The organism is Streptomyces sp. DF42 (genome assembly GCF_058267695.1).
Window position 1 is genome coordinate 2,714,858 of the sequence record NZ_CM177859.1, and the last position, 25,131, is coordinate 2,739,988.

Here is a 25,131-nt window from a genome sequence, read left to right on the forward strand (position 1 = left end):
CGTCGCGGCCCGGTCCGGCCTCGTGCGATCCGGGCAGCCGTGGTGCCACGCCTCCCCCGAGGCCGCGGCGGACCGGCGGGGGCCGACCGATGAGTTCCCCCACCGATGAGTGCTTCGACCGATGAGTTCCCGCAGCGCGCACGGTCACCTCTCCGTACATATCTTCGGTACGGAGAGCATGAAGAGAAGGGCAGATCATGGCGGACACCATCCCGCAGACCCGTCTCGACCCCCGCTACAGCGACCCACAGGCCACCGCGACCGACTGGTCCGAGGCCGAGGTGCGGCTCGCGGAGGCCGAATTGTTCTGGATCTCCACCGTGCGGCCGGACGGGCGGCCGCATGTGACACCGTTGCCCGCGGTGTGGGCGGACGGCGCGTTGCACTTCTGCACGGGGCCCGAGGAACGCAAGGCGAGGAACCTCGCGGCCGATCCGCATGTCGCGCTGACGACCGGGAGCAACACCTGGGACAAGGGGTACGACCTGGTCGTGGAGGGCGAGGCGGTGCGCGTGGTCGAGGAGGAACGGCTGCGCCGCCTGGCTGCCGCTTGGGAGGCCAAGTACGGCAGCTTCTGGCACTTCGACGTGCGGAACGGGGCGTTCCATCACGGTGGCGGGCACGCTTTCGTCTTCGCGGTGGCGCCGCGCACGGTCTTCGGCTTCGGTAAAGGGGAGCCGTTCAGCCAGACGCGCTGGCGGTTCACCTGACGCACGACAAAGGAGTCGTTCCATGGACATGAGTCTCGAAGTGCTGTTGCTGCCGGTCTCGGACGTGGACCGGGCCAAGGAGTTCTACCGGGACAAGGTCGGCTTCCACGTTGACCTCGACGGCGAGGTGATGGAGGGCGTGCGGATCGTGCAGCTCACCCCGCCCGGCTCCGGGTGTTCGATCGCGCTCGTCGACGGACTGCAGGTCCCGACGGGCACGCCGCAGCCGGGGACGTACCACGGGATGCAGCTGTGCGTGACGGACGCCAAGGCCGCGTACGAGGAGCTGACCGCGCGCGGCCTGGAGGTCAGCGAGCCGCAGCAGTTCGCGCCGCAGGACGGGGCCACCTTCATGTACTTCAAGGACCCGGACGGCAACGGCTGGGCGATCCAGGAGTACCGCCGCCGGGCGACGGAACCGCTGCACAAGGTGCTGGCCGATCTGGCCGCCGGCAGCGGTGGTTGATGCCGCGACGGTTCACCCGGCAGAACCACGGCCGCGCCCCGGGGCCGGGACGTCCGCCGACACGGACGCCATCCTCACCCGCGACCTGCGCGACGTCCGAACCGTCCGCCCACTGGGCGGCCGCCACACCCACTTCCGGATCCTCCCGGACGACCTCCGACCGTCAGCGCCGCGCAGCACCGTCACCAGCAGTTCCTCCATGAGGGAGGCGTGAGTGCGGTGACGGCCCGCGGACGGCCCGAGGCGAACCAAAGCCCCCAGGGCCGGCGCCGCTGTACGGCCGGCCCTGGGGGCCTGAGCCCGAGACAACTGCCCTGACCTGCCCCTACAGCACCGGCAGGTTCTTCCGCAGCTCGAACGCGGTGACCTCGCTGCGGTACTCCTCCCACTCCTGGCGCTTGTTGCGCAGGAAGAAGTCGAAGACGTGCTCGCCCAGGGTCTCGGCGACCAGGTCGCTGCGCTCCATGAGGGTGAGGGCCTCGCCGAGGTTCTGCGGGAGCGGCTCGATGCCCATCGCGCGGCGCTCGGCGTCCGAGAGTGCCCAGACGTCGTCCTCGGCGCCCGGCGGGAGCTCGTAGCCCTCCTCGATGCCCTTGAGGCCGGCGGCCAGGAGGACGGCGTACGCCAGGTACGGGTTGGCGCCGGAGTCGATGGAGCGCACCTCGACGCGTGCGGAGCCCGTCTTGCCGGGCTTGTACATCGGAACGCGGACCAGGGCGCTGCGGTTGTTGTGGCCCCAGCAGATGTACGAGGGTGCCTCGCCACCGGCGCCTGCGGTGCGCTCCGAGCCGCCCCAGATGCGCTTGTACGAGTTCACCCACTGGTTGGTGACCGCCGAGATCTCCGCCGCGTGCTTCAGCAGGCCCGCGATGAAGGAGCGGCCGACCTTGGAGAGCTGGTACTCCGAGCCGGACTCGTAGAACGCGTTGCGGTCGCCCTCGAAGAGGGACAGGTGCGTGTGCATACCGCTGCCCGGGTGTTCCGAGAACGGCTTCGGCATGAACGTCGCCTGCACGCCCTGCTCCAGCGCCACCTGCTTCATGACCAGGCGGAACGTCATGATGTTGTCGGCCGTGGAGAGCGCGTCGGCGTACCGGAGGTCGATCTCCTGCTGGCCCGGGGCGCCCTCGTGGTGGGAGAACTCGACCGAGATGCCCATCGACTCCAGCATGGTGATCGCCTGGCGGCGGAAGTCCATGCCGATGTTCTGCGGGGTGTGGTCGAAGTAGCCGGAGTTGTCGGCCGGGGTCGGTCGGGTGCCGTCGAGCGGGCGGTCCTTCAGCAGGAAGAACTCGATCTCCGGGTGCGTGTAGAACGTGAAGCCCAGGTCGGAGCCGCGGGTCAGGGCACGCTTGAGGACGTAGCGCGGGTCGGCGAAGGACGGGGAGCCGTCCGGCATGAGGATGTCGCAGAACATGCGGGCGGTGCCGGGGGCCTCGGCGCGCCAGGGCAGGATCTGGAACGTCGACGGGTCCGGCTTGGCGATCATGTCGGACTCGTAGACCCGGGCGAAGCCCTCGATCGCCGAGCCGTCGAAGCCGATGCCCTCATCGAAGGCCTGTTCGAGCTCGGCCGGGGCCACGGCCACGGACTTGAGGAAGCCCAGCACGTCCGTGAACCACAGGCGTACGAACCGGATGTCGCGCTCCTCCAAGGTCCGGAGCACGAACTCCTGCTGCTTGTCCATCTTCCGCTTCCCCATCCTTGCTGGTCAGGCCGCCTGTCTCCGTGTCCCGCAGGAGGCGGTCGGGCACCTGAGCATCACACCACAACCGCATTTCAGGCGCGTTGCAGACCATGATCGACGCGGCGACCTCGGCCTGAATGCCCGGCATACGGCAGGTGTACGGCTCTACAGCCCATCTTGCCTGCTCGGACTGACATCCGTAATGCCCGGCCCCACCTCCCACCCGAGGAGCACCGCTTCTCTTCGGCGGGTTCCTGTCGGGTACCTGCCGATCCGGCCATTCCCGCGACCTCCCTTCGGGGCGCCCCAGGGCCCCCATTACCATCAGCGGACCCGATCGTCCCTTTCGTAGAAGGACACCCCATGGGCTCCGCCAACAAGACCACCGGCACGGATCGCAAGGCGCGAATAGAGGAGATGCGGCGCGCCGAGCAGGCCCGCGAGCGGCGCAACCGGATCCTGATCATCGCCGCGAGCACCGTGACCGTCGCCGCTCTGGTGGTCGGCGGTGTCTTCGTCGTGAAGTCGCAGGACGGCAAGAACGACACGGCGGGCGACGGCAAGGCGCAGGCCTCGGGGCACTTCGTGACCAGCAAGGACAGCGTGCGGACCTGGACGGGCAAGCTGGCCCGCAACCACGTCCAGGGGACCGTCAATTACCCCATGCACCCTCCGGTCGGCGGCGACCACAACCCGGTGTGGCTCAACTGCAACGGCGACGTCTACACCAAGGCCGTCAAGGACGAGAACGCGGTGCACGCGCTGGAGCACGGCGCGGTCTGGGTGACGTACACCGACAAGGTGAAGAAGTCCGACCTGGACACGCTGTCCGCGAAGGTGAAGCAGACGCCGTACTCGCTGATGAGTCCGTACGCGAACCAGGCCTCCCCGATCGAACTGTCGGCGTGGGGGCACCAGTTGAGTGTGACGAGTGCGAGCGACCCGAGGGTCGGCACGTTCTTCGAGACCTACGTGCAGGGCAAGCAGACTCCCGAGCCGGGCGCCTCGTGCACCGGCGGGACGATGTGACGTGAAGAAGCACATCGGCTGGATCACCGGAACGACCGCGGCGGTGCTCGTCGCCGCGGGGGCGATCACCTACGCGGTCGCCGAGGACGGCGGGTCGAGCACGAGCACGCCGTCGGCCGGCTCCGCGGACGCCGGGTTCGCACGGGACATGGCCGTGCACCACCAGCAGGCCGTCGAGATGTCGTACATCGTGCGCGACCGCACGAAGGACACGGAAGTACGGCGGCTCGCCTACGACATCGCGCAGACGCAGGCCAACCAGCGCGGGATGCTGCTGGGCTGGCTTGATCTGTGGGGGCTGCCGAAGGTGTCGGCCGACCCGCCGATGACCTGGATGGGCATGGACGGCATGGCCTCCGGCAAGGACGGCTCGCTGATGCCCGGCATGGCGACCAACACCGAGATGAAGAAGCTCGGCACGCTGAACGGCAAGCAGGCGGAGATCTTCTATCTGCAGCTGATGACGGACCATCACAAGGGCGGCATCCACATGGCCGAGGGCTGCGTCGCCACGTGCACGGTCGGCGTCGAGAAGAGCCTCGCGCAGGGCATGGTCGACGCGCAGAAGTCGGAGATCGACCTGATGGCGGGCATGCTCAAGGAGCGTGGCGGGAAAGCGCGTTCATAACCCTCCGGCGGGAACGAAAGCCTCAAATCGCCCCACCTGACGGTTCCTTGGGTTTCTCTTGGCTTATCCATTCCCCTGGCATGAACGGTTCATCGAGAGAGTGACCCCCATCGCTTGATCCATTGCCCGCGCCTCCGCCGCGGAGCGGGTTGTCTACGCGGATCACAGCGACGACCGACCACACATGCGAAGAACCGCATCGCAGGGGGTTCAATGAGATCCAATCGCGCCAAACTGCGCGCCGTGAGCATGGCAGCGACGCTGCCCATGCTCGCCGGCGCGCTGGCGCTCGGCATACCCGCGGCACACGCTGCGGACAACCCCGGCCGGGACGCACTCGCGGGCACCAAGCCCGCGTGGGCGACGGCCAAGGCGGACAAGGGCGGCGCCTCGAACGGCGCCCAGGTCTCGCTGAGGGTCTACCTGGCCGGCAAGAACGCGGCGGGCCTCGCCGCGTACGCGAAGGCCGTCTCCGACCCGAGCTCACCGTCGTACGGCAAGTACCTGAGTGCCAAGAAGGCGCAGTCCCGCTTCGGCGCGACCAAGGCCCAGGTGGCCGCGGTCAAGTCGTGGCTGACGGCCAACGGCCTGAAGGTCACCGGAGTTTCGCAGCACTACGTCTCCGTCACCGGTGACGTGGCCGCCGCCGAGAAGGCGTTCGGCACCCAGCTGCACAACTACACCAAGGGCTCCAAGACGTACCGCGCGCCGTCGAAGTCGGCCTCGGCACCCGACAGCCTGAAGGGCGCCGTCCTGACCGTCACCGGTCTCGACAACGCGCCGCACAAGGCGAGCCACGACGACCAGCTGCCCGGTCCGGGCGCCGTGTTCAAGAATGCCGGGCCGTTCTCCTCGTACTACGGCTCGAACACCGCGAGCACGCTGCCCGACGCGTACGGCAAGAAGATCCCGTACGCCATCAAGGGCTACACCGGCAAGCAGCTGCGTTCCGCCTACGGCGCCGGCACGTACACCGGCAAGGGTGTCCGTGTCGCCATCACGGACGCGTTCGCCTCGCCGACCATCGCCTTCGACGCCGCCAACTACGCGAAGAAGCACGGCGACGCCGCCTGGAAGACCGGTCAGCTGAGCCAGTCGCTGCCCAAGAAGTACACGCACACCGGCGCCGACGAGTGCGACGCCTCGGGCTGGTACGGCGAGGAGACCCTCGACGTCGAGGCCGTGCACGCGGTCGCGCCGGACGCGCACGTCACGTACGTGGGCGCCGCGTCCTGCCTGGACGACGACCTGCTGGACTCGCTCAGCAAGGTGGTCGACAACCACCTCGCCGACATCGTCTCCAACTCGTGGGGCGACATCGAGGCCAACCAGACGCCGGACCTGGCAGCAGCGTACGACCAGGTCTTCCAGTTCGGCGCGGTCGAGGGCATCGGCTTCTACTTCTCCTCCGGTGACAACGGCGACGAGGTCGCCCACACCAAGACGAAGCAGGTCGACACCCCCGCCAACTCGGCCTGGGTGACGGCGGTCGGCGGTACCTCCCTCGCCGTCGGCAAGGGCGACAAGTACCTGTGGGAGACCGGCTGGGGCACCGAGAAGGCCACGCTGTCCGCGGACGGCAAGAGCTGGACCGGCTTCCCCGGCGCGTTCACCTCGGGTGCGGGCGGCGGCACCAGCAAGACGGTGGCGGAGCCCTTCTACCAGAAGGGTGTCGTCCCGGACGCGCTGGCCAAGGCCAACAACGCGGCCGGCAACCGTGTGGTCCCGGACATCTCGGCGATCGCCGACCCCAACACCGGTTTCCTGGTCGGCCAGACGCAGACCTTCCCGGACGGGTCGGAGCAGTACAGCGAGTACCGCATCGGCGGCACCTCGCTCGCCGCTCCGGTGATCGCGGCCGTGCAGGCGCTGGCCCAGCAGGCGGCCGGCGGCAAGGCGATCGGTTTCGCCAACCCGTCGATCTACTCCAAGTTCGGGTCGAAGCTGTACCACGACGTCACGGACAAGCCGACGGGTTCCGACCTGGCGGTCGCGCGCGTCGACTTCGTGAACGGCGTTGACGCGTCGGGCGGTCTGGCCACCTCGGTCCGCAGCCTCGGCAAGGACAGCTCGCTGTCGGCCGTGAAGGGCTACGACGACGTCACCGGCGTGGGCTCGCCCACGGACGGCTACGTGGACTCGTACAAGCGTCACTGACGTCCTACGGGCTTCCGAGCGCCGTGCGCCCGCTCCTCCTCACTCGGAGGGGCGGGCGCACGCGTGTGCGGCGTCGGCTTCCGTGAGTCGGCTTCCGTGAGTCAGCCGGTTCCTTTGCGCCGACGGTCGAGGATCAGAAAGACCAGGAATCCGGCGGCGAAGAGCAGCGCACCGGCGATCAGGAACGGCACCGGGGCGTACTCGTCGGTGCAGGTCTCCCCTCCGGCCGTCGCCCGGCAGACGTTCCCCGGGCCGCCCCGGTTCAGGTAGGCGAGGTAGAAGAGCGGCAGGGACAGCCCGGCGACGCCCCCGACGACGGCGTTGCGGTGCCCCTTGCGCAGCAGGAACACGGCGGCCAGGGCCCCCAGGACGATCAGGACCAGGCCCACGGTCAGCAGCGCGGCCAGCCCGAGCGCGACACACCCGCCGACCGCGACCCAGGCCAGGAACCAGCCCCACTCCGACGCGCGGTCGTCCAGGACCGCGAAAGCCTTGCGTGGCACGGCGCCTCCTGCTTCGGCCGTCGGCCCCAGGCGCCTTCGGCGTGAGACTGCGGCGAATGTGCGGCACGTCCCGGCGAAGACGATTCAGCATACGGCCGTGCCATGATCACGCCAATCGCGGTGTGCCGGTACGCGGGCACGAGACCCGCCCCCCCCATCGCGTCGCTCTGACGATTACACTGGCCCTCGTGCCTCAGTCGAACTTCTGGTCCATCTATCAGCACGGCTTCGCACGGGTCGCCGCCTGCACGGGCCACACCGTCATCGCGGACCCCCACGCCAACGCCGAGGCGGTCCTGCGTCACGCACGCCGGTGCGCGGAGGAGGGTGTCGCCGTCGCCGTCTTCCCGGAGATGGGGCTGTGCGGCTACTCGATCGAGGACCTGCTGCTGCAGGACGCGCTGCTCGACGGGGTCGAGGCCGCGCTCCAGGAGGTGGTGGCCGGGTCCGCGGACCTGCTGCCGATGCTGGTCGTCGGCGCCCCGCTGCGTCATCGCAACCGGATCTACAACTGCGCCGTGATCGTGCACCGCGGCCGTGTCCTGGGCGTCGTGCCCAAGTCGTATCCGCCGAACTACCGGGAGTTCTACGAGCGCCGGCAGATCGGCGACGGTGCCGACGAACGCGGCGGGTCGATCCGGGTCGGCGGCGAGGCCGTGCCGTTCGGCGTGGATCTGCTGTTCGCGGCCGACGACGTCCCGGGGCTCGTGCTGCACGCGGAGATCTGCGAGGACATGTGGGTGCCCGTGCCGCCCAGCGCGGAGGCGGCCCTCGCCGGTGCGACAATCCTGGTCAACCTCTCCGGCAGCCCGATCACGGTCGGGCGCGCCGAGGACCGCAAGCTGCTGTGCCGCTCGGCGTCCTCCCGCTGCCTGGCCGCGTACGTCTACGCGGCGGCCGGCCTCGGCGAGTCGACCACCGACCTGTCCTGGGACGGCCAGGCCATGGTCCACGAGAACGGTGTGCTGCTGGCCGAGACGGAGCGGTTCCCGCTCGGCGACGAGTACGCGGTGGCCGACGTGGACCTCGACCTGCTGCGGCAGGAGCGGCAGCGGATGGGCACGTTCGACGACAACCGCCGTACGCACCTGGCGCGGACGAGTGACTTCCGCACGCTTGGGTTCGAACTCGATCCGCCGGTCACGGACCTGGGTCTGCGCCGTCGCCTGGAGCGCTTCCCGTTCGTGCCCGCCGACGCCGAGCGCCTGGCCCAGGACTGCTACGAGGCGTACAACATCCAGGTCGAGGGCCTTCAGCAGCGGCTCGCGGCGATCGGCGGCCCGAAGGTCGTCATCGGGGTGTCCGGCGGCCTCGACTCCACGCACGCGCTGATCGTCGCCGCGCGCGCGATGGACCGCGCGGGCCGGCCGCGCAGCGACATCCTGGCCTGGACGCTGCCCGGCTTCGCCACCAGCGACCACACCAAGGACAACGCCCACAAGCTGATGGCCGCCCTGGGCGTCACCGCGGCCGAGCTGGACATCACGCCGACCGCGCGGCTGATGCTGCAGGAGATGGACCACCCGTTCGCGTCCGGTGAGCCGGTGTACGACGTCACCTTCGAGAACGTGCAGGCGGGGCTGCGTACGGACTATCTCTTCCGGCTCGCCAACCAGCGTGGCGGCATCGTGCTCGGCACCGGTGACCTCTCCGAGCTGGCGCTCGGCTGGTCCACGTACGGCGTGGGCGACCAGATGAGCCACTACAACGTCAACTCGGGCGTGCCCAAGACGCTGATCCAGCATCTGATCCGCTGGGTCATCAGCAGCGGCCAGCACGACGAGGAGACCGGCAGGACGCTCGCCGCGATCCTCGACACCGAGATCAGCCCGGAACTCGTACCGGGCGAGGAGATGCAGTCCACCGAGTCCAAGATCGGGCCGTACGCGCTGCACGACTTCACGCTGTTCCATGTCCTGCGGTACGGCTTCCGGCCGTCGAAGATCGCCTTCCTGGCCTGGCACGCCTGGCACGACCAGAAGACCGGCGCCTGGCCGCCGAACTTCCCGGACGCCAAGCGAGTGGCGTACGACCTGCCGGAGATCCGGCAGTGGCTGGAGGTCTTCTGCCGTCGCTTCTTCGCGTTCGCGCAGTTCAAGCGGTCGGCCATGCCGAACGGGCCGAAGGTCTCGGCCGGCGGTTCGCTCTCTCCGCGGGGTGACTGGCGCGCGCCGTCCGACAGCTCGGCGACCGCATGGCTGCGGGATCTTTCCCGCTTCGACTAGCCAGTCGGTCCGGTACGGCCGGTCAGTCCCGTGCGGCAGTCAGTCAGATGCGGCAATGCGGCAGTCAGTCCCGTGCGGCCGGGTGGGGGTGCGCGGTCGTGTGGGGGTGCGCGGCCGAGTGGGGGTCCGCGGCCGAGTGGGGGTCCGCGGCCGAGTGGGGGTCCGCGGCCGAGTGGGGGTCCGCGGCCGAGTGGGGGTCCGCGGTCGGGTGGGGGTGCGCGCGGCACTGGGGCTGCGCACCCAGGCCCCCATCGCCCCCGGCCTCCCATCGGCCCAAGGGCCTCGTCCTCAAACGCCGGACGGGCTGGGATGCCCTGACCGGCGTTGATGCTCCGACCGGCCTTCAAGCAGGGGGCCTCAGCGGTGCAGCGCCTCCGACTGCTGCGGCACGTGGGACGCGACCACGCGTTCCCGTCCGGCCCGTGCCTGCGGGACGAACCGCCGCCGGTCCACCGCGTACGCGGCCCCCGCAACGCCCAGGCCGAGCACGGCCAGCGCCGCTCCCGCCAGCGAAGGCGAGGTCACGCCGAAGCCGGCGGCCAGTGCCACGCCGCCGATCCACGCGCCCCCGGCGTTGGCCAGGTTGAACGCGGCCTGGTTCGCGGAGGACGCCAGGGACGGGGCCGCCGAGGCCTTCTCCATGACCATCAGCTGGAGGGGCGAGCCGGTGATGAAGGCCGCCGCGCCGAGCAGGATCACGGCGAGGGCCGCGCTCCACCGGGTCGACATCAGCAGCGGGAACAGGGCCAGTACGGTCGCCAGCGAGATCAGGCCGCCGAAGAGCGTGCCCCGTAGCGAGTGGTCCGCCAGGCGGCCGCCCGCCAGGTTGCCCGCCGTCGCGCCGACGCCGAACAGCGCCAGCAGCAGCGTCACGCTGGTCTCGGCGTACCCGGCGGCGTCCGTGAGCATCGGCGTGATGTAGCTGTACGCGGCGAACAGGGCGCCGAAGCCGGCGACCGTGGTGCCGAGCGCCAGCCAGACCGGCACGGAGCGCAGAGCGGCCAGTTCGCCGCGCAGGCCCGCGGCCGGGGCGGCGTGGGCGGGAGCGTGCGGGATCAGCAGGGAGAGTGCGGCGATCGCCGCCAGGCCGATCGCGCTGACGCCGAGGAAGGTGGCCCGCCAGCCCAGGTGTTGTCCCATGAGCGTGGCGACCGGGACGCCTGCGACGTTGGCGACCGTGAGGCCGAGGAACATCAGCGAGACGGAGCGTGCCTTGCGCTCCGGCGCCACCATGTTCGTGGCGACGACGGCGCCCACTCCGAAGAAGGCGCCGTGCGGCAGTCCGCTCAGAAAGCGGGCGGCCAGGAGCGAGTCGTAGCCGGGGGCGAACGCGGACAGCGCGTTGCCGACCACGAAAAGGGCCATCAGGCCGATCAGGACCGTACGGCGGGACATCCGCGCGGTGACGGCGGCGAGCAGCGGGGCGCCGATGACGACACCCAGCGCGTACGCCGAGACCAGATGACCCGCGGTGGGGATCGAGACGTTCAGGTCGCTCGCGACGTCGGGCAGCAGGCCCATCATCACGAACTCGGTGGTGCCGATACCAAAAGCGCCGACGGCCAGTGCGAGCAGGGCCAGGGGCATGAAGGGGCCTGTTCCTTTCGGAGTGCGGAGGGGTGTGTGTTCCACGCGTGTATGTTCATTCGCGGAACAAAGCCTCTCAGGCCCCGTATTCCGGCAGATCAGGAGTCGGTGTCGAGGCTCACACGGGCCGCGATCGGCAGATGGTCGCTGCCGGTCGCGGGGAGCGTCCACGAACTCACCGGCTCGACGCCCTGGACCATGATCTGGTCGATCCGCGCCATCGGGAACGACGCCGGCCAGCTGAACCCGAAGCCGCTGCCCGCCGCGCCCTGCGTGGAGCGCATCTGGGAGGTGACGCCGTTGAGGGCGCGGTCGTTCATCGTGCCGTTCAGGTCGCCGAGCAGCACCTTCCGCTTCAGCGGCTCGTCGGCGATGGCCTCGCCGAGCGCGTTGGCACTCTTGTCGCGCTGGCGGGCCGTGAACCCGGCCTCCATCTTCACGCGCACCGACGGGAGATGGGCGACGTAGACGGCGACCGGTCCCTGGGGCGTGGTGACCGTGGCGCGCATGGCGCGCGTCCAGCCCAGCTTGATGTCGACGGCCCTGACACCGGTCATCGGGTCCTTGCTCCACAGGCCGACGGTGCCCTGCACCGAGTGGTACCTGTACGTCGACGCAAGCGCCTTCTCGTACACCGGGACCGCCGACGCGGTCAGCTCCTCCAGGGCCACCACGTCCGCGCCGGACGCGGCCACGTCGCGGGCCGTGCCCGACGGGTCGGGGTTGTCGGCGTTGACGTTGTGCGTGGCGACGGTCAGGTCACCGCCGCTGCCGGTCTTGTCGGAGAGCAGACCGCCGAAGAGGTTCAGCCACACGATCGCCGGCAGCACCACCGCGATCACGGCGGTCGCCGACCTGCGCACCAGGGCGAGCAGGAGCAGCACCGGGACCAGGAGGCCCAGCCAGGGCAGGAAGGTCTCGGTGAGGCTGCCCAGGTTGCCGATGCGGTTCGGGATCCGCGCGTGCAGCAGCATGACCAGGGCGAGGAGCACCGCGATGGCGGCGAGGACGATGCCTCGTTGCCAGATTCTGGGGTCGCCGCGCCATCCGGAGACCAGGCGGCTCATCAGGCGCCGGAACCGGTCTCCGCGGTGCTCGGGCCCCGAGCCGCCGTTGTCCGTCTCCGTCATGTACGCCTGCTGCGCCATACCGCGTCGCCTCACTGCCTGCCGTGCACACCGTCCGTCCCCCGCACCACGGGGGTGTCGGACACCCCCCTAGACCCTAGGGGATGATCGGCCCTGGACCTGCCGTCACATGACGGCCGTACGGGGACGAGGACGAGCGACCCGGCGCCGGGAGTTCCGTATACGGCCGCGGAAAGCGCCGTCTGTGACGAAAGGCGCACACTCGGGCCGTGCACCCGGGCTATGGCTTCGGGGAACTGACGGGCCGTAGTCCTTCGAGGAGTGTGTCGACCAGCCGCTCCGAAAGACCCTCGGGCAGATCGGCGTTGGGCTGCATGACGGTGCGCAGCAGCATCGGGCCGACGACGATGTCGTTCAGCAACTCGACGTCGACGTCCGCCCGGATCTCGCCGTTCGCCTGCCCGCGCCGCAGGACCTCGACCTGGCGCCTGCGGCGCGGTTCGACGACCGAGGCGTGGTAGGCCGCCCAGATCTTCGGGCTGCTCTTCATCTGCGCGAAGACGTTGTGCAGGAGCAGCGAGGAGCGGGTCAGCAGGGCTCGCCTGCGCAGCTGTTCCAGCATCGCCACCAGGTCGTCGCGCATCGAGGTGCCGGGCAGTTGCGGATCCGGCGGCTCGGCACCTCGTACGACGTCGACGAAGAGTTCCTCCTTGCCGTTCCAACGGCGGTAGATGGTGGCCTTGCCGACTCCCGCCGTGCGGGCGATGCGCTCTATGGAGAGCTCGGCCAGCGGCACGCCATCCTCCAGCAGCTTCATCACGCCCTCGACGATGGCACGCTCGACGGCCTCACTGCGAGGGCGGCCCCTGGCCGGTCCCTCGGGGGCGGCTTGGCTGTCGGCGAGGCTCACTTCACTGCGTCCCTTCGGTGTACTGAACCCGATTCTCCCTTGTGTACGACACCACCCCGCAGGCCGGACGGCTTATTCCGCCGCGGTGACCAACTCCTGGGCCCCCTCGCCCTCCTGGCGGGTCGGCGGCTTCCCGGGCAGGAACAGCGCCACGACGACCGCGCCGATCACCGCCACGCCCGCGCCCCACAGCGCGGTGAGGTGCATCGCGTGCAGGAACGCGTCGTTGGCCGGGGTGACCAGCGCCCTGCCCTGCGGGCCGAGCTTGGCGGCGACGCCGAGTGTGGCCTCGATGGACTCGCCGGCGGTGTCGCGCAGGGCGGGGGGCAGCAGGCCGAGCTTGCCCTCGACGCCGTTGCGGTAGGCCGTGGACAGGACCGAGCCGAGGACCGCGATGCCGAGCGCGCCGCCGACCTGACGGAAGGTGTTGCTGAGCGCGGACGCGGAGCCGGCCTTCTCGCGGGGCAGGGCCTGCATGATGACGACGCTGGTCGGCGTCATGATGTGCGCCATGCCGGTGCCCATGAGGAAGAAGATGACTTCCAGGAGCCAGATCGGGGTGTCCACGTCCAGCGTGGCGAACGCCGCCAGCATCGCCGCGATGAGCACCATGCCGCCCGTGGTGGTGGCGCGGTTGCCGAAGCGGTCGACGACCAGCCGGGCGCGCGGCGCGAAGATCAGCTGGGCGGCGGCCAATGGCAGCATCAGCAGACCTGTCTGCAGCGGCGAGTAGCCGCGCACGCTCTGGGTGTAGAAGACCGAGAAGAAGGTCACGCCCATGAGCGCGAAGAAGACCAGCGCGATGGCGGCCATGGCGGCCGAGAAGACCTTGTTTTTGAAGTACGTGACGTCGAGCGACGGATGGTCGCTGCGCTTCTCGAACACGATGAACGCGGCGAGGACCACGACGCCGGCGGCGATGGTCGACAGCACCTTGGCGTCCGTGAAGTCGGCCAGCTCGCCGCCCTTGATGATGCCGTAGACGAGCAGGACGAGACCGACCACCGACAGGACGACACCGACGGGGTCGACGCGGCCGGGCTTCGGGTCGCGGGAGTCGGGGACCAGCCACAGCATCAGCCCCAGGGCGAGGAGCACGATCGGCACGTTGATGAGGAAGACGGAGCCCCACCAGAAGTGGTCGAGGAGCACACCGCCGGTGATGGGCCCTATGGCGATGGCGAGACCGACGCCACCCGCCCAGATACCGATGGCCTTCGGCTGCTCGTCGCGCTCGAAGACGTTCATCAGGACCGCGAGGGTGGCCGGCATGACGAAGGCCGCACCGAGGCCCATCAGTGCGCGGAAGGCGATGAGCTGGGTCGCCGAGCCGGACTCGGCGGCCAGTGCCGACCCGATGCCGAACACGGCGAGACCGCCGAGCAGGACTTTCTTGCGCCCCAGCCGGTCGCCGAGCAGGCCCGCGGTGAACAGCAGTCCCGCGAAGACGAGGGTGTAGGCGTTGATCGCCCACTCCAGCTCGCTCTGTGTGGCGCCCAGGCCGGTCGGGGCCGGTGTCGAGATCGTCTTGATGGCGACGTTCAGGATCGAGTTGTCGAGCACCACGATCAGCAGGCTCAGCATCAGGACGCCGAGGATCGCCCAGCGGCGCCGGTACACGGCTTCGGGTACCCGGGTGGCAGGAACGGGTGGAGTCGTCATGCAACCAGACTAGGTAATTCAGATACGAGACGGTGCCGTATCGAAATGTTTTTACCCAGTCCTTACGTGAGGAACGTCCCTCTGGCTCCCATCCCTACGTGATGGACGTCCCTCTGGCTCTCTCTGGCACGAAGTGCCACCATGGAGGTGATCCGGGGACGCCGTGAGGGCGCCTCGAGATGACTGAAGGAGCCGTTGCAATGACGCAGCTCTCGGCTGCCCAGACTGTCCAGAACAGGCCCTCCGACGGCAGCAAGGCGCTGTACGGGGGGAAGGGCACACGCCGCATCACCGTTCGCGACATCGCCCTCGCCAAGGAACGCGGCGAGAAGTGGCCCATGCTCACCGCCTACGACGCGATGACCGCCTCCGTCTTCGACGAGGCCGGCATCCCGGTGCTCCTCGTCGGCGACTCGGCGGGCAACTGCCACCTCGGGTACGAGACGACCGTGCCCGTCACCCTCGACGAGATGACCATGCTGTCGGCGGCCGTGGTACGCGGCACCCAGCGCGCCCTGATCGTCGGCGACCTCCCCTTCGGCTCCTACCAGGAGGGCCCGGTGCAGGCGCTGCGCTCGGCGACCCGGCTGGTCAAGGAGGCCGGCGTCGGGGCGGTCAAGCTGGAGGGCGGCGAGCGCTCGCACGAACAGATCCGCCTCCTGGTGGAGTCCGGCATCCCGGTCATGGCCCACATCGGCCTCACCCCGCAGTCCGTCAACGCCATGGGCTACCGCGTGCAGGGACGTGGCGAGGAAGCCGCCCAGCAGCTGCTGCGGGACGCGAAGTCCGTGCAGGACGCGGGCGCGTTCGCGGTGGTCCTGGAGCTGGTGCCGGCGGAGCTGGCGGCCGAGGTGACACGGGTGCTGCACATTCCCACGGTCGGGATCGGCGCCGGTCCCGAGACGGACGCGCAGGTGCTGGTCTGGACGGACATGCTGGGCCTGACCCCGGGCCGGGTCCCGAAGTTCGTCAAGAAGTACGCGGCCCTGCGCGAGGTCATGAGCGACGCGGTCAAGGAGTTCGCCCAGGACGTGGTCGGCGGGACGTTCCCGTCGGAGGAGAACTCCGTCCACTAGAGCCATCGCGGCACAGAGGCAGCCCGCCGATCTTCCCCCGTCGGCGGGCTGCTGCTTTGTGGCTCCGGCCGTTCCTGGGGGCTGCGCCCCCAGCCCCCTGCCGGCCTTCGGCCTCGTCCTCAGACGCCGGACGGGCTGAAATGCCCTGACCGGCACCGACCACCCGCCCCCAGCGGGTGGTCGGAGGTTCGGGACAGCCGCGCCTCGTCCTCAGACGCCGGAACCGCTGAAATGCCCTGACCAGCGCCGACCATCACCGCCCCCAGCGGGTTGGTGGAGGTTCGGGGTGGGTGGGAGTTCGGGACGGCCGTGCCTCGTCCGGCCCATGTCGGCGCCTTGTCGGGGCCTGTAGGCGGGCTGTCGGTCGTTTGTCGGTGGGCCCTGGCACCGTTCTCGGCATGACGCGATTCGACAAGAACTCCAGTGACGGCGGTATCGCCGTGACCGTACGGGGGATGGTCAAGCACTACGGCGAGACCAAGGCGCTGGACGGCGTCGACCTGGACGTGCGCGAGGGCACCGTGATGGGTGTGCTCGGGCCGAACGGGGCCGGTAAGACCACCCTCGTACGGATTCTGTCCACTCTCCTGCAGCCGACCGCCGGGCAGGCGACCGTCGGCGGATACGACGTGCTGCGCCAGCCTCGGCAGCTGCGCCGGGTGATAGGGCTCACCGGGCAGTACGCCTCGGTCGACGAGAAGCTGCCCGGCTGGGAGAACCTCTACATGATCGGGCGGCTGCTCGACCTGCCTCGCAAGGAGGCCCGAACGCGGGCCGACGAACTGCTGGAGCGGTTCTCACTGACGGACGCCGCCAAGCGGCCCGCGAGCACCTACTCCGGCGGTATGCGGCGGCGGCTCGACCTCGCCGCCTCCCTGATCGGGCGGCCCGAGGTGCTGTTCCTCGACGAGCCGACCACCGGACTCGACCCCCGTACCCGCAACGAGGTGTGGGACGAGGTCAAGACGATGGTCGCCGAGGGCGTGACCGTTCTGCTGACCACCCAGTACATGGAGGAGGCGGAGCAGCTCGCCTCCGAGCTGACGGTCGTCGACCACGGCAAGGTCATCGCGGGCGGTGCCATCGACGAGCTGAAGGCCAAGGTCGGCGGACGGACGCTGCGGGTGAAGCCCGCCGATCCGCTGCACCTGCGCCCGCTCGCCGACGCCCTCGACGAGCTCGGCATCACCGGGCTCGCCACCACCACCGTCGACACCGAGGGCGGCACCGTGCTCGTCCCGGTCCTCAGCGACGAGCAGCTGACCGCCGTGGTCAGCGTGGTCATGGCGCGCGGCATCACCATCAGCTCCATCACGACCGAACTGCCCAGCCTGGACGAGGTGTTCCTGTCCCTCACCGGCCACCGCGCCAGTGCCCCGCAGGACGCCGTGCCCACCGAGACCCGCGAGGAGGTCGCCGTATGAGCGCCGCAACCGCCACCGCCGCCACCACCACCGCTCCGGCCGCCGCCGACGCCCGTATCCCGCTGCGCGGCCACCTGCGCCACACCAGCGCCCTGATCCGCCGCAACCTGCTGTGGATCAAGCAGGACCCCGAGTCGATGTTCGACGCGCTGCTGATGCCGGTCATCTTCACCCTGCTGTTCGTGTACGTCTTCGGCGGCTCGATCGGGCAGGCCTTGGGCGGCGGTCAGGACGGGTACGTGCAGTACGTCATCCCGGGCATGATCGCGATGATGAGCATGTCGCTGTCACAGGGCGTCGGCACCGGGTTCAGCCAGGACTTCAACTCCGGTGTCATGGACCGCTTCCGGTCGCTGCCGATCGGCCGCGGCTCGGTGCTGTTCGCGAAGATCGCGGTCGAGCTGGCGCGGATGCTGTTCGCGACCACCGTGCTGATGATCGTCGCCGTCCTGGTCGGGTTCGACATCAACCACTGGGGCGGTCTGTTCGCGGCCGTGGGCCTGTCCGCGGTGTTCGCCTCCTCGATCATGTGGGTGTTCCTCACCCTGGGCGTGACCCTGAAGAACGCGCAGTCCGTGCAGGCGATGGGCTTCCTGGTCCTCTTCCCGCTGCAGTTCGGCTCGTCGATCTTCGCGCCGACGAAGCGGATGCCGGGCTGGCTGCAGACCTTCACCGACTACAACCCGCTGTCCACGCTCGCGGACGCGGCCCGCGGACTGATGGTCGGCGGCCCGGTCGCGCACGACCTGTGGCTGACGCTGGGCTGGTCGGTGGCGATCACCGCGGTGGCTGCGCCCTACGCGATCCACAAGTTCCGTACCAAGAGCTGACGTTCACGCCGGTGCGCACGTCAGACCAGGGCGGTGGCCTCCTCGGGAGAGAGGCCGCCGCCCTCGGCGTGCGCGGCCTCGTACGCCTGGTCGCCGAGCACGGCACGCACCTGCCGCTCCGCGCGCTCGTACACCGCGCGTTCCAGGGATGTCGGGACATGGCCCGACGGCAGTGCCGCGCGGGCGGCCCCGATGCAGCGGGCGGCGTCGAGGGCCCGGCTGCCGCCGTCCGACCCGGCCAGGCCGATCGCGGAGAGGGCCAGGTACAGGGGCCACATGTGCGGGGCGATGGCCTCGGACACCGGGTCGCCGGCCCGCCGCATGGCCTGCCGGGCCTTGTCCAGGGAGGCCTCAAGATTGCCGTCGACCGCCTCCACCCAGGCCTCCGAGCCGAGTATGAACGCGTCGAAGACGACGAAGTGGGAGCTGCTGAACTCCACACGCAGCAGCCGCAGTTGCTCGCGCGCCTCGGTGAGCCGGTCGGTCATGGCGAGCCGGCCCGCGAGGAACATCCGGGCGGCGGGCATGGCCTCGTTGCCCGAGCCGAACGGCATCTCGATCACCTCGCGCAGGATCCGCTCGCCCTCCTCGACCTCGCCGGCCTCCATGAGCGCGGCGCCGAGCCGGGCACCCAGCACAGCCATCTGGGCGTTGGCCCCGAGCCGTTCGGCATGCTCGATCGCCGACTCGTAGTCGTCGGCGGCGCGCCGGTACTCGCCGATGCGTTCACGGGCCTCGCCCCGCGCCGAGAGCGCTTCGGCCGTGCCCCACAGGTCGCCGATGCGCTGGTAGATCTCCAGTGACTCGTCGGCGTCGCGGGCCGCGTCGCCCGCCCAGTCGCTGCGGTTGGCCAGGACGTTGGCGCGCATCTGGAGCGTGGCGGCGAGCTCCCACTCCATGCCGGGGGTGGTGCGGCAGGTGTGGACCGAGGCGTCGAGGATGTCGGGCAGCCGCGACACGCCGCCGGTCAGCATCACCGCGTAGAACCAGACCATGCCCGGGGTGCGGCAGATCTGCGGGGCGCCGGGTTCGTACACCTCGGTGATCAGGCGCAGCTTCTCCTTCGCCTGCGGGGAGTCCCAGGCCTCCAACTCGGTGTCCATGCAGGCCAGATGGGCGAGATGGACACCGCGCCGGGCCTCGGCGAGGAGTTCGCCGGTCAGCGGGGGCGGGACGTCGGTGCAGCGCTGCCAGACCGGGGCGGCCCGCCGGACGGGAGCGGTGAAGGGGTCGGGGCCGAGGGCCATGACCTCGACGCACCAGTTGCGCGCCTCGATCCGCACGTCGCGCATCTGCCAGTACCAGGCCAGCGACAGGACGAGGCAGAGGCCTTCCTGTTCGTCGCGCTCGCTGACGGCGTGGCGCAGGGCGGTGCGGAGGTTCTCGTACTCGCGCTCCAGCAGTCCGATGGCGGCGAGTTGACCGGGCCCGCGGAGCAACGGGTCGGTGGTGCGGGCGAGTTCGCGGTAGTACGTCAGGTGGGCGCGCTCGGACTCGGCCCGCTGCCCGGCCTCGTCGAGCCGCTCGCCGGCGTACTCGCCGACGGTTTCGAGCAGCCGGTAGCGCATGTCTCCGCTGCTCGAAGGGGCGGCCACGACCAGGGACTTGTCGACGAGCGAACCGAGGGCGTCCAGCGCTCCGGACCCGCACACGGCCTCGGCGGCGGCGAGTTCGCAGCCGCCGGCGAACACCGACAGACGGCGCAGCACGTCCCGTTCGGTCTCGTCGAGCAGCTCCCAGGACCAGTCGACGACCGCGCGCAGGGTCTGCTGGCGGGGCAGGACGGTGCGGCTGCCGGAGGTGAGCAGCCGGAAGCGGTCGTCGAGCCGGTCGGCGATCTGGCGGGGCGTCAGGATACGGAGCCGGGCGGCGGCGAGCTCGATGGCCAGCGGCAGTCCGTCGAGCCGCAGGCAGATCTCGGCGCACGCGTCGGCATCCTCGTCGACGCGGAACCCGGGCCTGGCGGCGGCGCCCCGGTCGGCGAGCAGCCGCAGGGCCACCGGTTCCGGCAGTGGTTCCACGGGCCGCAGCACCTCCCCCGGCACACCGAGGGGTTCACGGCTCGTGGCGAGCACCGTCAGCTCAGGACAGCGCTCCAGGAGCTCCTCGACGAGCCGGGCGGCCGCGTCGACGACGTGCTCGCAGTTGTCGAGGACGATCAGCATGCGACGCCTGCCGCAGTGCTCGGCGAGCCGCTCCAGCGGATCGTCGTTGCGGTCGCTGCCGGCCGCCCGCATGGCTTCCGCGCCGGCGCCGTACAGCACGGTCTCGCGGGCTCCCACCGCGGTGAGCACGGCCTCCGGTACGGCGTCCGGGTCGTCCAGGGGCGCGAGTTCGGCCAGCCACACCCCGTCCCGGGCCGCGTCCCGCACTCTCTCGGCGGCCTCCTGCGACAACCGTGTCTTCCCGGCCCCGCCCGGCCCGAGCAGCGTGACGAGCCGGGCCGACGCGAGATCACCCCGAATGGCATCGATGTCGGCCTCCCGGCCGACGAAGGAGGTCAGCCGGGCGCGGAGGTTACCGGGGGGCTGAGCACCGGGGCCGGCGGCGGGCGGGGCGGCGGCCGGCCCTGCGGCTGCGGCCCTGCCGCCTCCTGCCAGCAACTGCCCGTGCAGCGCGGCCAGTTCGGGACCGGGATCGGAGCCCAGCCGGTCCGCAAGCAGCCGCCGTACGTCGTCGTACGCCTCCAGCGCCTCCGCCGTACGGCCCGCGTCGCGCAGGGCGCGCAGACGCAGCACCTGGAGGGGTTCGTCGAGGGGGTGGGTGTCGCAGAGGGCGGTCAGTTCGGGCAGGGACTGCTCGGCGTGGCCCAGGGCGAGGGCGGCGGCGTGGCGGGCGCGCAGGGCGTCCAGGCGACGGGTGTCCCAGCGGGCCGCCTCGGCGGTGCGGTCGGGGAGGTCGGTGAGGGCGGGACCGCGCCACAGGCCGAGGGCGTCGTCGAGGACGACGGCTGCCTTGGCGGGGTCGCCGTCGGCCAGCGCGCGCGTGCCCTCGCCGGTCAGCCGCTCGAAACGGTGCAGGTCGACGTCGTCGGGCCGGGCCGTGAGCCGGTAACCGCCCTCGGCGGAGGCCACGGCGTCCGCGCCGAGCGCCCGGCGCAGACGGCCGACCAGCGCCTGCAGCGCGCCCGGCGCGTCGGCGGGCGGATCGCCGCCCCACACCTCGTCGACCAGGACGCCGGCGGGGACGGTACGACCGGCCCGTAGCGCGAGCACGGTCAGCAGAGCACGCAGCCGTGCCCCGCCGACCTGGACGGGGGTGCCGTCGGGGCGGAGAGCCTGAGCGGTGCCGAGGATGCGATAGCGCACGGGATCCATTGTCTCCGGAGAGGTCGGGGCCGGTCACGGGGTTCGGGCCGACGGTGCGTCGGCTTCAAAGGTCTTCGGAGGTCTTCGGAGGTCTTCGGTCGTACGGAACCGGGTTCGGTCAGGCGGTTCAAGGTCCCGCATGTCCTTACCCTTCCACGGAACCCCCGGCCCACCGCGAGACGTTTTCCCGGTACGCCCGGTACCGTCGGGCAGTCCCACCGCGCGCACGCACCGTCCAGGGAGCCCCATGACCACCGCCACCACCAGCCGCAGCGACCGGCGGATCAGCCCCGTCTTCATAGGGCTCCTGGCCGTCACGGCGGTGACCGGCTGGGCCTCCTGGACCGGGTTCTCCGAGCAGCCGGGCCTGGCCGTGTTCCTGTTCGTGACGGCGGCGTGGATCGTCTCCCTGTGTCTGCACGAGTACGCACACGCGCGTACCGCCCTGCACAGCGGCGACATCACGGTCGGCTCGAAGGGCTACCTGAGCCTCAATCCTCTCGCCTACACGCACGCCCTGCTCAGCATCGTCCTCCCCGTCCTCTTCGTGATCATGGGCGGCATCGGTCTGCCCGGTGGCGCCGTCTTCATCGAGCGCAACCGCATCAAGGGGCGCTGGCGGCACAGTCTCATCTCGGCGGCCGGCCCGCTGACGAACGTCCTGTTCGCGGCCGTGTGCACCGCTCCGTTCTGGCTGCACGCGCTGGACGGCGTGCCGCGGGACTTCCGGTTCGCGCTGGCCTTCCTCGCCCTGCTCCAGGTCACGGCCGCCCTCCTGAACTTCCTGCCGGTGCCCGGCCTGGACGGCTACGGCGTGATCGAGCCCTGGCTGTCGGGCAACATCAAGCGACAGGTGGAGCCCTTCGCGCCGTTCGGCCTGCTGTTCGTGTTCGCCCTGCTGTGGGTGCCGTCCATCAACAGCGTGTTCTTCGACGTGATCGACTCGATCCTGCGCAGCCTCGGGATCGGAGACTTCGACACGTACTGCGGTCAGGGGCTCTACCGCTTCTGGCAGGGTACGAACGAGTTCTGCTCGGTCAGCCCGTGACCGACCTACGGGTCCTGCCCCGCTTCATGTAGTACCAGCACATGTTGCTGGACAGCCCCGCCAGCAGCACCCACACGATCCCCAGCCAACTGCCCTGCGCGAAGGCGACCACGGCCGCGGCCACGGCGAGCAGACAGACGATCAGGGCATACAGTCCAAGGCGGGGCATTTCGATCGGCTCCTGTCGGCGGACTCGGGCTCGGCTCTCCGGAGGCTCGGGTCTTCGGGGCTTGGGTCTTCGGGGGGACACTGCTACGGCGACCAGTGTCCCCCATCCCCCTACACGTCCGTGACACGCAGCCCGGCGTGGGCCTTGTACCGCCGGTTCACCGAGATCAGGTTGGCGACGAGCGACTCGACCTGGTGGGCGTTGCGCAGCCGGCCGGCGAAGATGCCGCGCATGCCGGGGATGCGTCCGGCGAGGGCCTGCACGATCTCGACGTCGCCCCGCACCTCCCCCAGCACCATCACGTCGGTGTCGATCTCGACGATCTCGGGGTCCTGCAACAGCACCGCCGACAGGTGGTGGAAGGCCGCCGTCACCCGCGAGTCCGGCAGCAGGGCGGCGGCCTGCTCGGCCGCGCTGCCCTCCTCCGGCTTGATCGCGTACGCGCCCTTCTTGTCGAAGCCGAGCGGGTTGACGCAGTCCACGACGAGCTTGCCGGCCAGCTCCTCCCGCAGTGACTCCAGGGTCTTGCCGTGACCGTCCCACGGCACGGCGACGATCACGATGTCGCTGCGGCGCGCGCACTCGGCGTTGTCCGCGCCCTCGACGCCGTGCCCGAGCTCGTCGGCGGCGGCCCGGGCCCGCTCTGCGGCCCGCGAGCCGATGATCACCTTCTGGCCGGCCCTCGCCAGCCGGTAGGCCAGGCCCTTGCCCTGGGGCCCGGTCCCGCCAAGGACGCCGACGACGAGCCCGGAGACGTCGGGGAGGTCCCAGGGGTCCTTGGCGGGGGCCTTCGCGGGGACCTGTGCAGCACTGTCGGTAGAGGTCATGGGCCGACTTTACGTCCGCCCCGACCGGCCCAGCGGGTCAGGTGAGCCGCGTCACGGGCACCCGCCGGAAGACGATCCGCTCGTACGCGCCGAAGTCCCCGGTCTCGTATAGCAGTCCGACCGTGCTCGCGTCGATCCGTACCAGGTCGGAGTATGCGGCGGGCAGACCGTCGGCCGTGTGCACCGGCCGCCAGGTCGTGCCGTTGTCACCCCGTCGTCGTCGCTGTGCTGCACCCACACCCGCCGCCCGTCGGCGTCCTTGACCTTGCCGCGCAGGATGGCGGCCTCGCTCGCCAAGGCCGCCGAGCGGACGTGGACGAGGAGGACGCGGCCGGTGTCGAGGACGACGGGCGCGGGGTTGCCGGCGAGCTGGACACCGTTGCTCGCGACGGCCTTCAGCGGGCCCCAGGTGTGGCCGCCGTCCGTAGAGCGTTTCAGCACGATGTCGATGTGGCCGTAGTCGCTCGCCGACCTGACGCGCCCCTCGCAGAAGGCGAGGAGGGTGCCCTTCGCGGTGGCGACCACCGCCGGGATCCGGTAACTGGCGTATCCCTCGCGGCCCGCACCGAAGGGCACGGTGGCTTCGCTCATCCACGCAACGTCCCCAGGTCGGGCGAATTCGTGGTGAACTCCGGGTCACGAGTGACCGGTTGGTGCAGTATGCGGACGCATGGACGCCGTACGGGTCGCGCTGCTGCGCGAAGTGCTCGCCGGAACCGAGTGGTTGGGCGCCACGCGGCGCTTCGCGGGGACCTTGCGCGGATCCGTGGTGTCGCACGGCGGCGGGCTGCTCCTGGTGGGTACGCAGGAGTACGAGCCGTGGCATCTGGCGGCCCACCTGGTGGACGAGGCCGCGTGGTCGGGGACGCCGGAGCTGGCCCCGACGCTCGTACGGCACGGCGCGTGCCCGTCCGATCCGGCACATCTGGCCGTCGGGCTCGGCCGGTTGGCGGCGGCGCGCCGGGGAGAGACGCTGCTGGTCGTGTCGCCGGGAGGGCCGGGCGCCCCGCTTCTGGAGCGGGTGCACGACGCACGGCGGGCCGGGGCGACGGTGCTGGCCCTCGGCCCCGGCGGGGGCGAACTCGCCCCCATGGCACATGAGTCGCTGACCGTGCCGGAGGGCTCGGAGCTGGACCTGGACACCGTGCAGCACCTGGTCAGTGCGGCGGCCGGGGAGAACGCGCTGCCGGCGCCGAGGGGGAACCGGCGGCTGAGGGACCGCCTGTCCCGGCTGGCCGACCACCTGACGGCGCCACCACCCGCGCGCTGGTGAACCTCGCGTCCGCCTGAGAGCTTCGCCCCCGCCGCCCCTTCCCTGGGGGCTGCGCCCCCAGACCCCCGCTTCGGCCTGAACGGCCTCGTCCTCAAACGCCGGACGGGCTGACACGGGCTGAGCTGAATTCAGCCCCTCCGGCGTTTCAGGAGCGGGGGTCCGGGGGCTGGCCCCCGGGACGGGTAGGGGCCGCGGGGGCGAAAAGCAGTTGCTCGCGGTGGTCGGGCCGCCGACCATGGCCTTTCGTGACCGGCGACGACTGCGAACCCCCCTCCCGCCTGCGCGCCCTCCTCCCCGACCTCGCTCCCTGGCGGAACTCGGTCGACTTCCGGCGGTTGTGGGTGTCGGGGACGATCTCGAACTTCGGCAGCTTTCTGACCTTCGTCGCACTGCCGGTGCAGTTGAAGCAGCTCACGGGGTCCGCGGCGGCGGTCGGTGCGATCGGGGCCGTGGAACTGCTGCCGCTGCTGGTGTTCGGGCTGTACGGCGGTGCGCTCGCCGACGCCCTCGACAAGCGGAAGCTG

At 70.6% G+C, this 25,131-nt stretch carries 20 protein-coding genes and 2 pseudogenes; 12 read left to right on the forward strand and 10 right to left on the reverse strand.

The features are described 5' to 3' along the window. The first annotated feature begins 197 nt into the window (after nt 1-197). Nucleotides 198-710 (forward strand): pyridoxamine 5'-phosphate oxidase family protein, encoded by a 513-nt coding sequence (locus ACYUED_RS12420; RefSeq protein ID WP_491292342.1) that lies wholly within the window; start codon nt 198-200, stop codon nt 708-710. Between the two features lie 22 nt (nt 711-732). Next, the gene (locus tag ACYUED_RS12425; RefSeq protein ID WP_266585194.1) at nt 733-1,176 is read left to right on the forward strand and encodes a VOC family protein; all 444 of its coding nucleotides are present in this window, start codon (nt 733-735) and stop codon (nt 1,174-1,176) included. Between the two features lie 325 nt (nt 1,177-1,501). On the opposite strand, the gene ACYUED_RS12430 is transcribed toward ACYUED_RS12425, so the two are convergent. Further along, nucleotides 1,502-2,863 (reverse strand): glutamine synthetase family protein, encoded by a 1,362-nt coding sequence (locus tag ACYUED_RS12430; RefSeq protein WP_491292343.1) that lies wholly within the window; start codon nt 2,861-2,863, stop codon nt 1,502-1,504. Between the two features lie 363 nt (nt 2,864-3,226). Between ACYUED_RS12430 and ACYUED_RS12435 the strand changes: the two genes are divergently transcribed. The 3 genes from ACYUED_RS12435 to ACYUED_RS12445 all read left to right on the forward strand — a co-directional run bounded on the left by ACYUED_RS12435 (nt 3,227) and on the right by ACYUED_RS12445 (nt 6,677). After that, entirely contained in the window at nt 3,227-3,892 is a 666-nt protein-coding gene (locus ACYUED_RS12435; protein ID WP_491292344.1) for a thioredoxin-like domain-containing protein, read from the forward strand. Nucleotide 3,893: 1 nt separating this feature from the next. Further along, nucleotides 3,894-4,520 (forward strand): DUF305 domain-containing protein, encoded by a 627-nt coding sequence (locus ACYUED_RS12440; protein WP_491292345.1) that lies wholly within the window; start codon nt 3,894-3,896, stop codon nt 4,518-4,520. A 249-nt stretch (nt 4,521-4,769) separates the two neighbouring features. Further along, nucleotides 4,770-6,677: a S53 family peptidase gene (locus tag ACYUED_RS12445; protein ID WP_491294220.1), complete on the forward strand. Its 1,908-nt coding sequence runs from the start codon at nt 4,770-4,772 to the stop codon at nt 6,675-6,677. A gap of 101 nt (nt 6,678-6,778) precedes the next feature. Here ACYUED_RS12445 and ACYUED_RS12450 read toward each other — a convergent pair whose 3' ends face one another. After that, nucleotides 6,779-7,180 (reverse strand): hypothetical protein, encoded by a 402-nt coding sequence (locus ACYUED_RS12450; protein WP_491292347.1) that lies wholly within the window; start codon nt 7,178-7,180, stop codon nt 6,779-6,781. A 188-nt stretch (nt 7,181-7,368) separates the two neighbouring features. Between ACYUED_RS12450 and ACYUED_RS12455 the strand changes: the two genes are divergently transcribed. Continuing rightward, nucleotides 7,369-9,405, forward strand: coding sequence for an NAD(+) synthase (locus tag ACYUED_RS12455; RefSeq protein ID WP_491292348.1), 2,037 nt, complete (start codon nt 7,369-7,371; stop codon nt 9,403-9,405). Nucleotides 9,406-9,762: 357 nt separating this feature from the next. Here ACYUED_RS12455 and ACYUED_RS12460 read toward each other — a convergent pair whose 3' ends face one another. The 4 genes from ACYUED_RS12460 to ACYUED_RS12475 form a co-directional block, all read right to left on the reverse strand. After that, a complete protein-coding gene (locus ACYUED_RS12460; RefSeq protein WP_491292349.1) occupies nt 9,763-10,992 on the reverse strand; it encodes an MFS transporter in 1,230 nt (409 codons plus the stop codon). A gap of 98 nt (nt 10,993-11,090) precedes the next feature. Continuing rightward, a complete protein-coding gene (locus ACYUED_RS12465) occupies nt 11,091-12,059 on the reverse strand; it encodes an endonuclease/exonuclease/phosphatase family protein (protein ID WP_491294221.1) in 969 nt (322 codons plus the stop codon). Between the two features lie 301 nt (nt 12,060-12,360). Further along, on the reverse strand, nt 12,361-12,990 hold the full coding sequence (locus tag ACYUED_RS12470) for a TetR/AcrR family transcriptional regulator (RefSeq protein ID WP_491292350.1): 630 nt from the start codon (nt 12,988-12,990) through the stop codon (nt 12,361-12,363). Nucleotides 12,991-13,062: 72 nt separating this feature from the next. Further along, entirely contained in the window at nt 13,063-14,652 is a 1,590-nt protein-coding gene (locus ACYUED_RS12475) for an MFS transporter (RefSeq protein ID WP_491292351.1), read from the reverse strand. A gap of 200 nt (nt 14,653-14,852) precedes the next feature. Here ACYUED_RS12475 and panB point away from each other — a divergent pair, with 200 nt between their 5' ends. The 3 genes from panB to ACYUED_RS12490 all read left to right on the forward strand — a co-directional run bounded on the left by panB (nt 14,853) and on the right by ACYUED_RS12490 (nt 17,982). Then, the gene (panB, locus tag ACYUED_RS12480; RefSeq protein ID WP_491292352.1) at nt 14,853-15,728 is read left to right on the forward strand and encodes a 3-methyl-2-oxobutanoate hydroxymethyltransferase; all 876 of its coding nucleotides are present in this window, start codon (nt 14,853-14,855) and stop codon (nt 15,726-15,728) included. A gap of 398 nt (nt 15,729-16,126) precedes the next feature. After that, nucleotides 16,127-17,152 (forward strand): ATP-binding cassette domain-containing protein, encoded by a 1,026-nt coding sequence (locus ACYUED_RS12485; protein ID WP_491292353.1) that lies wholly within the window; start codon nt 16,127-16,129, stop codon nt 17,150-17,152. Continuing rightward, nucleotides 17,149-17,982 (forward strand): ABC transporter permease, encoded by an 834-nt coding sequence (locus tag ACYUED_RS12490; protein WP_491292354.1) that lies wholly within the window; start codon nt 17,149-17,151, stop codon nt 17,980-17,982. Before ACYUED_RS12485 ends, ACYUED_RS12490 begins: the two co-directional genes overlap by 4 nt. A 20-nt stretch (nt 17,983-18,002) precedes the next feature. Here ACYUED_RS12490 and ACYUED_RS12495 read toward each other — a convergent pair whose 3' ends face one another. Continuing rightward, complete coding sequence (locus ACYUED_RS12495; RefSeq protein WP_491292355.1) at nt 18,003-21,299, reverse strand: AfsR/SARP family transcriptional regulator; 3,297 nt, start codon at nt 21,297-21,299, stop codon at nt 18,003-18,005. 238 nt (nt 21,300-21,537) lie between these two features. Between ACYUED_RS12495 and ACYUED_RS12500 the strand changes: the two genes are divergently transcribed. After that, nucleotides 21,538-22,338: a site-2 protease family protein gene (locus tag ACYUED_RS12500; protein WP_491292356.1), complete on the forward strand. Its 801-nt coding sequence runs from the start codon at nt 21,538-21,540 to the stop codon at nt 22,336-22,338. Here ACYUED_RS12500 and ACYUED_RS12505 read toward each other — a convergent pair. From ACYUED_RS12505 to ACYUED_RS12515, 3 genes and pseudogenes are all read right to left on the reverse strand, one after another. After that, nucleotides 22,328-22,507, reverse strand: coding sequence for a hypothetical protein (locus ACYUED_RS12505; RefSeq protein ID WP_491292357.1), 180 nt, complete (start codon nt 22,505-22,507; stop codon nt 22,328-22,330). The two genes, ACYUED_RS12500 and ACYUED_RS12505, sit on opposite strands and share 11 nt — an antisense overlap. 110 nt (nt 22,508-22,617) lie before the next feature. Beyond that, entirely contained in the window at nt 22,618-23,334 is a 717-nt protein-coding gene (npdG, locus tag ACYUED_RS12510) for an NADPH-dependent F420 reductase (RefSeq protein ID WP_491292358.1), read from the reverse strand. 192 nt (nt 23,335-23,526) lie between these two features. Beyond that, a pseudogene (locus ACYUED_RS12515) lies at nt 23,527-23,925 on the reverse strand (sialidase family protein); the annotation flags it as partial. Between the two features lie 79 nt (nt 23,926-24,004). On the opposite strand from ACYUED_RS12515, the gene ACYUED_RS12520 reads away from it, so the two are divergent. Together ACYUED_RS12520 and ACYUED_RS12525 are read left to right on the forward strand one after the other, a co-directional pair. After that, nucleotides 24,005-24,607: a phosphoheptose isomerase family protein gene (locus tag ACYUED_RS12520; protein ID WP_491292359.1), complete on the forward strand. Its 603-nt coding sequence runs from the start codon at nt 24,005-24,007 to the stop codon at nt 24,605-24,607. 245 nt (nt 24,608-24,852) lie between these two features. After that, a pseudogene (locus tag ACYUED_RS12525) lies at nt 24,853-25,131 on the forward strand (MFS transporter); the annotation flags it as partial.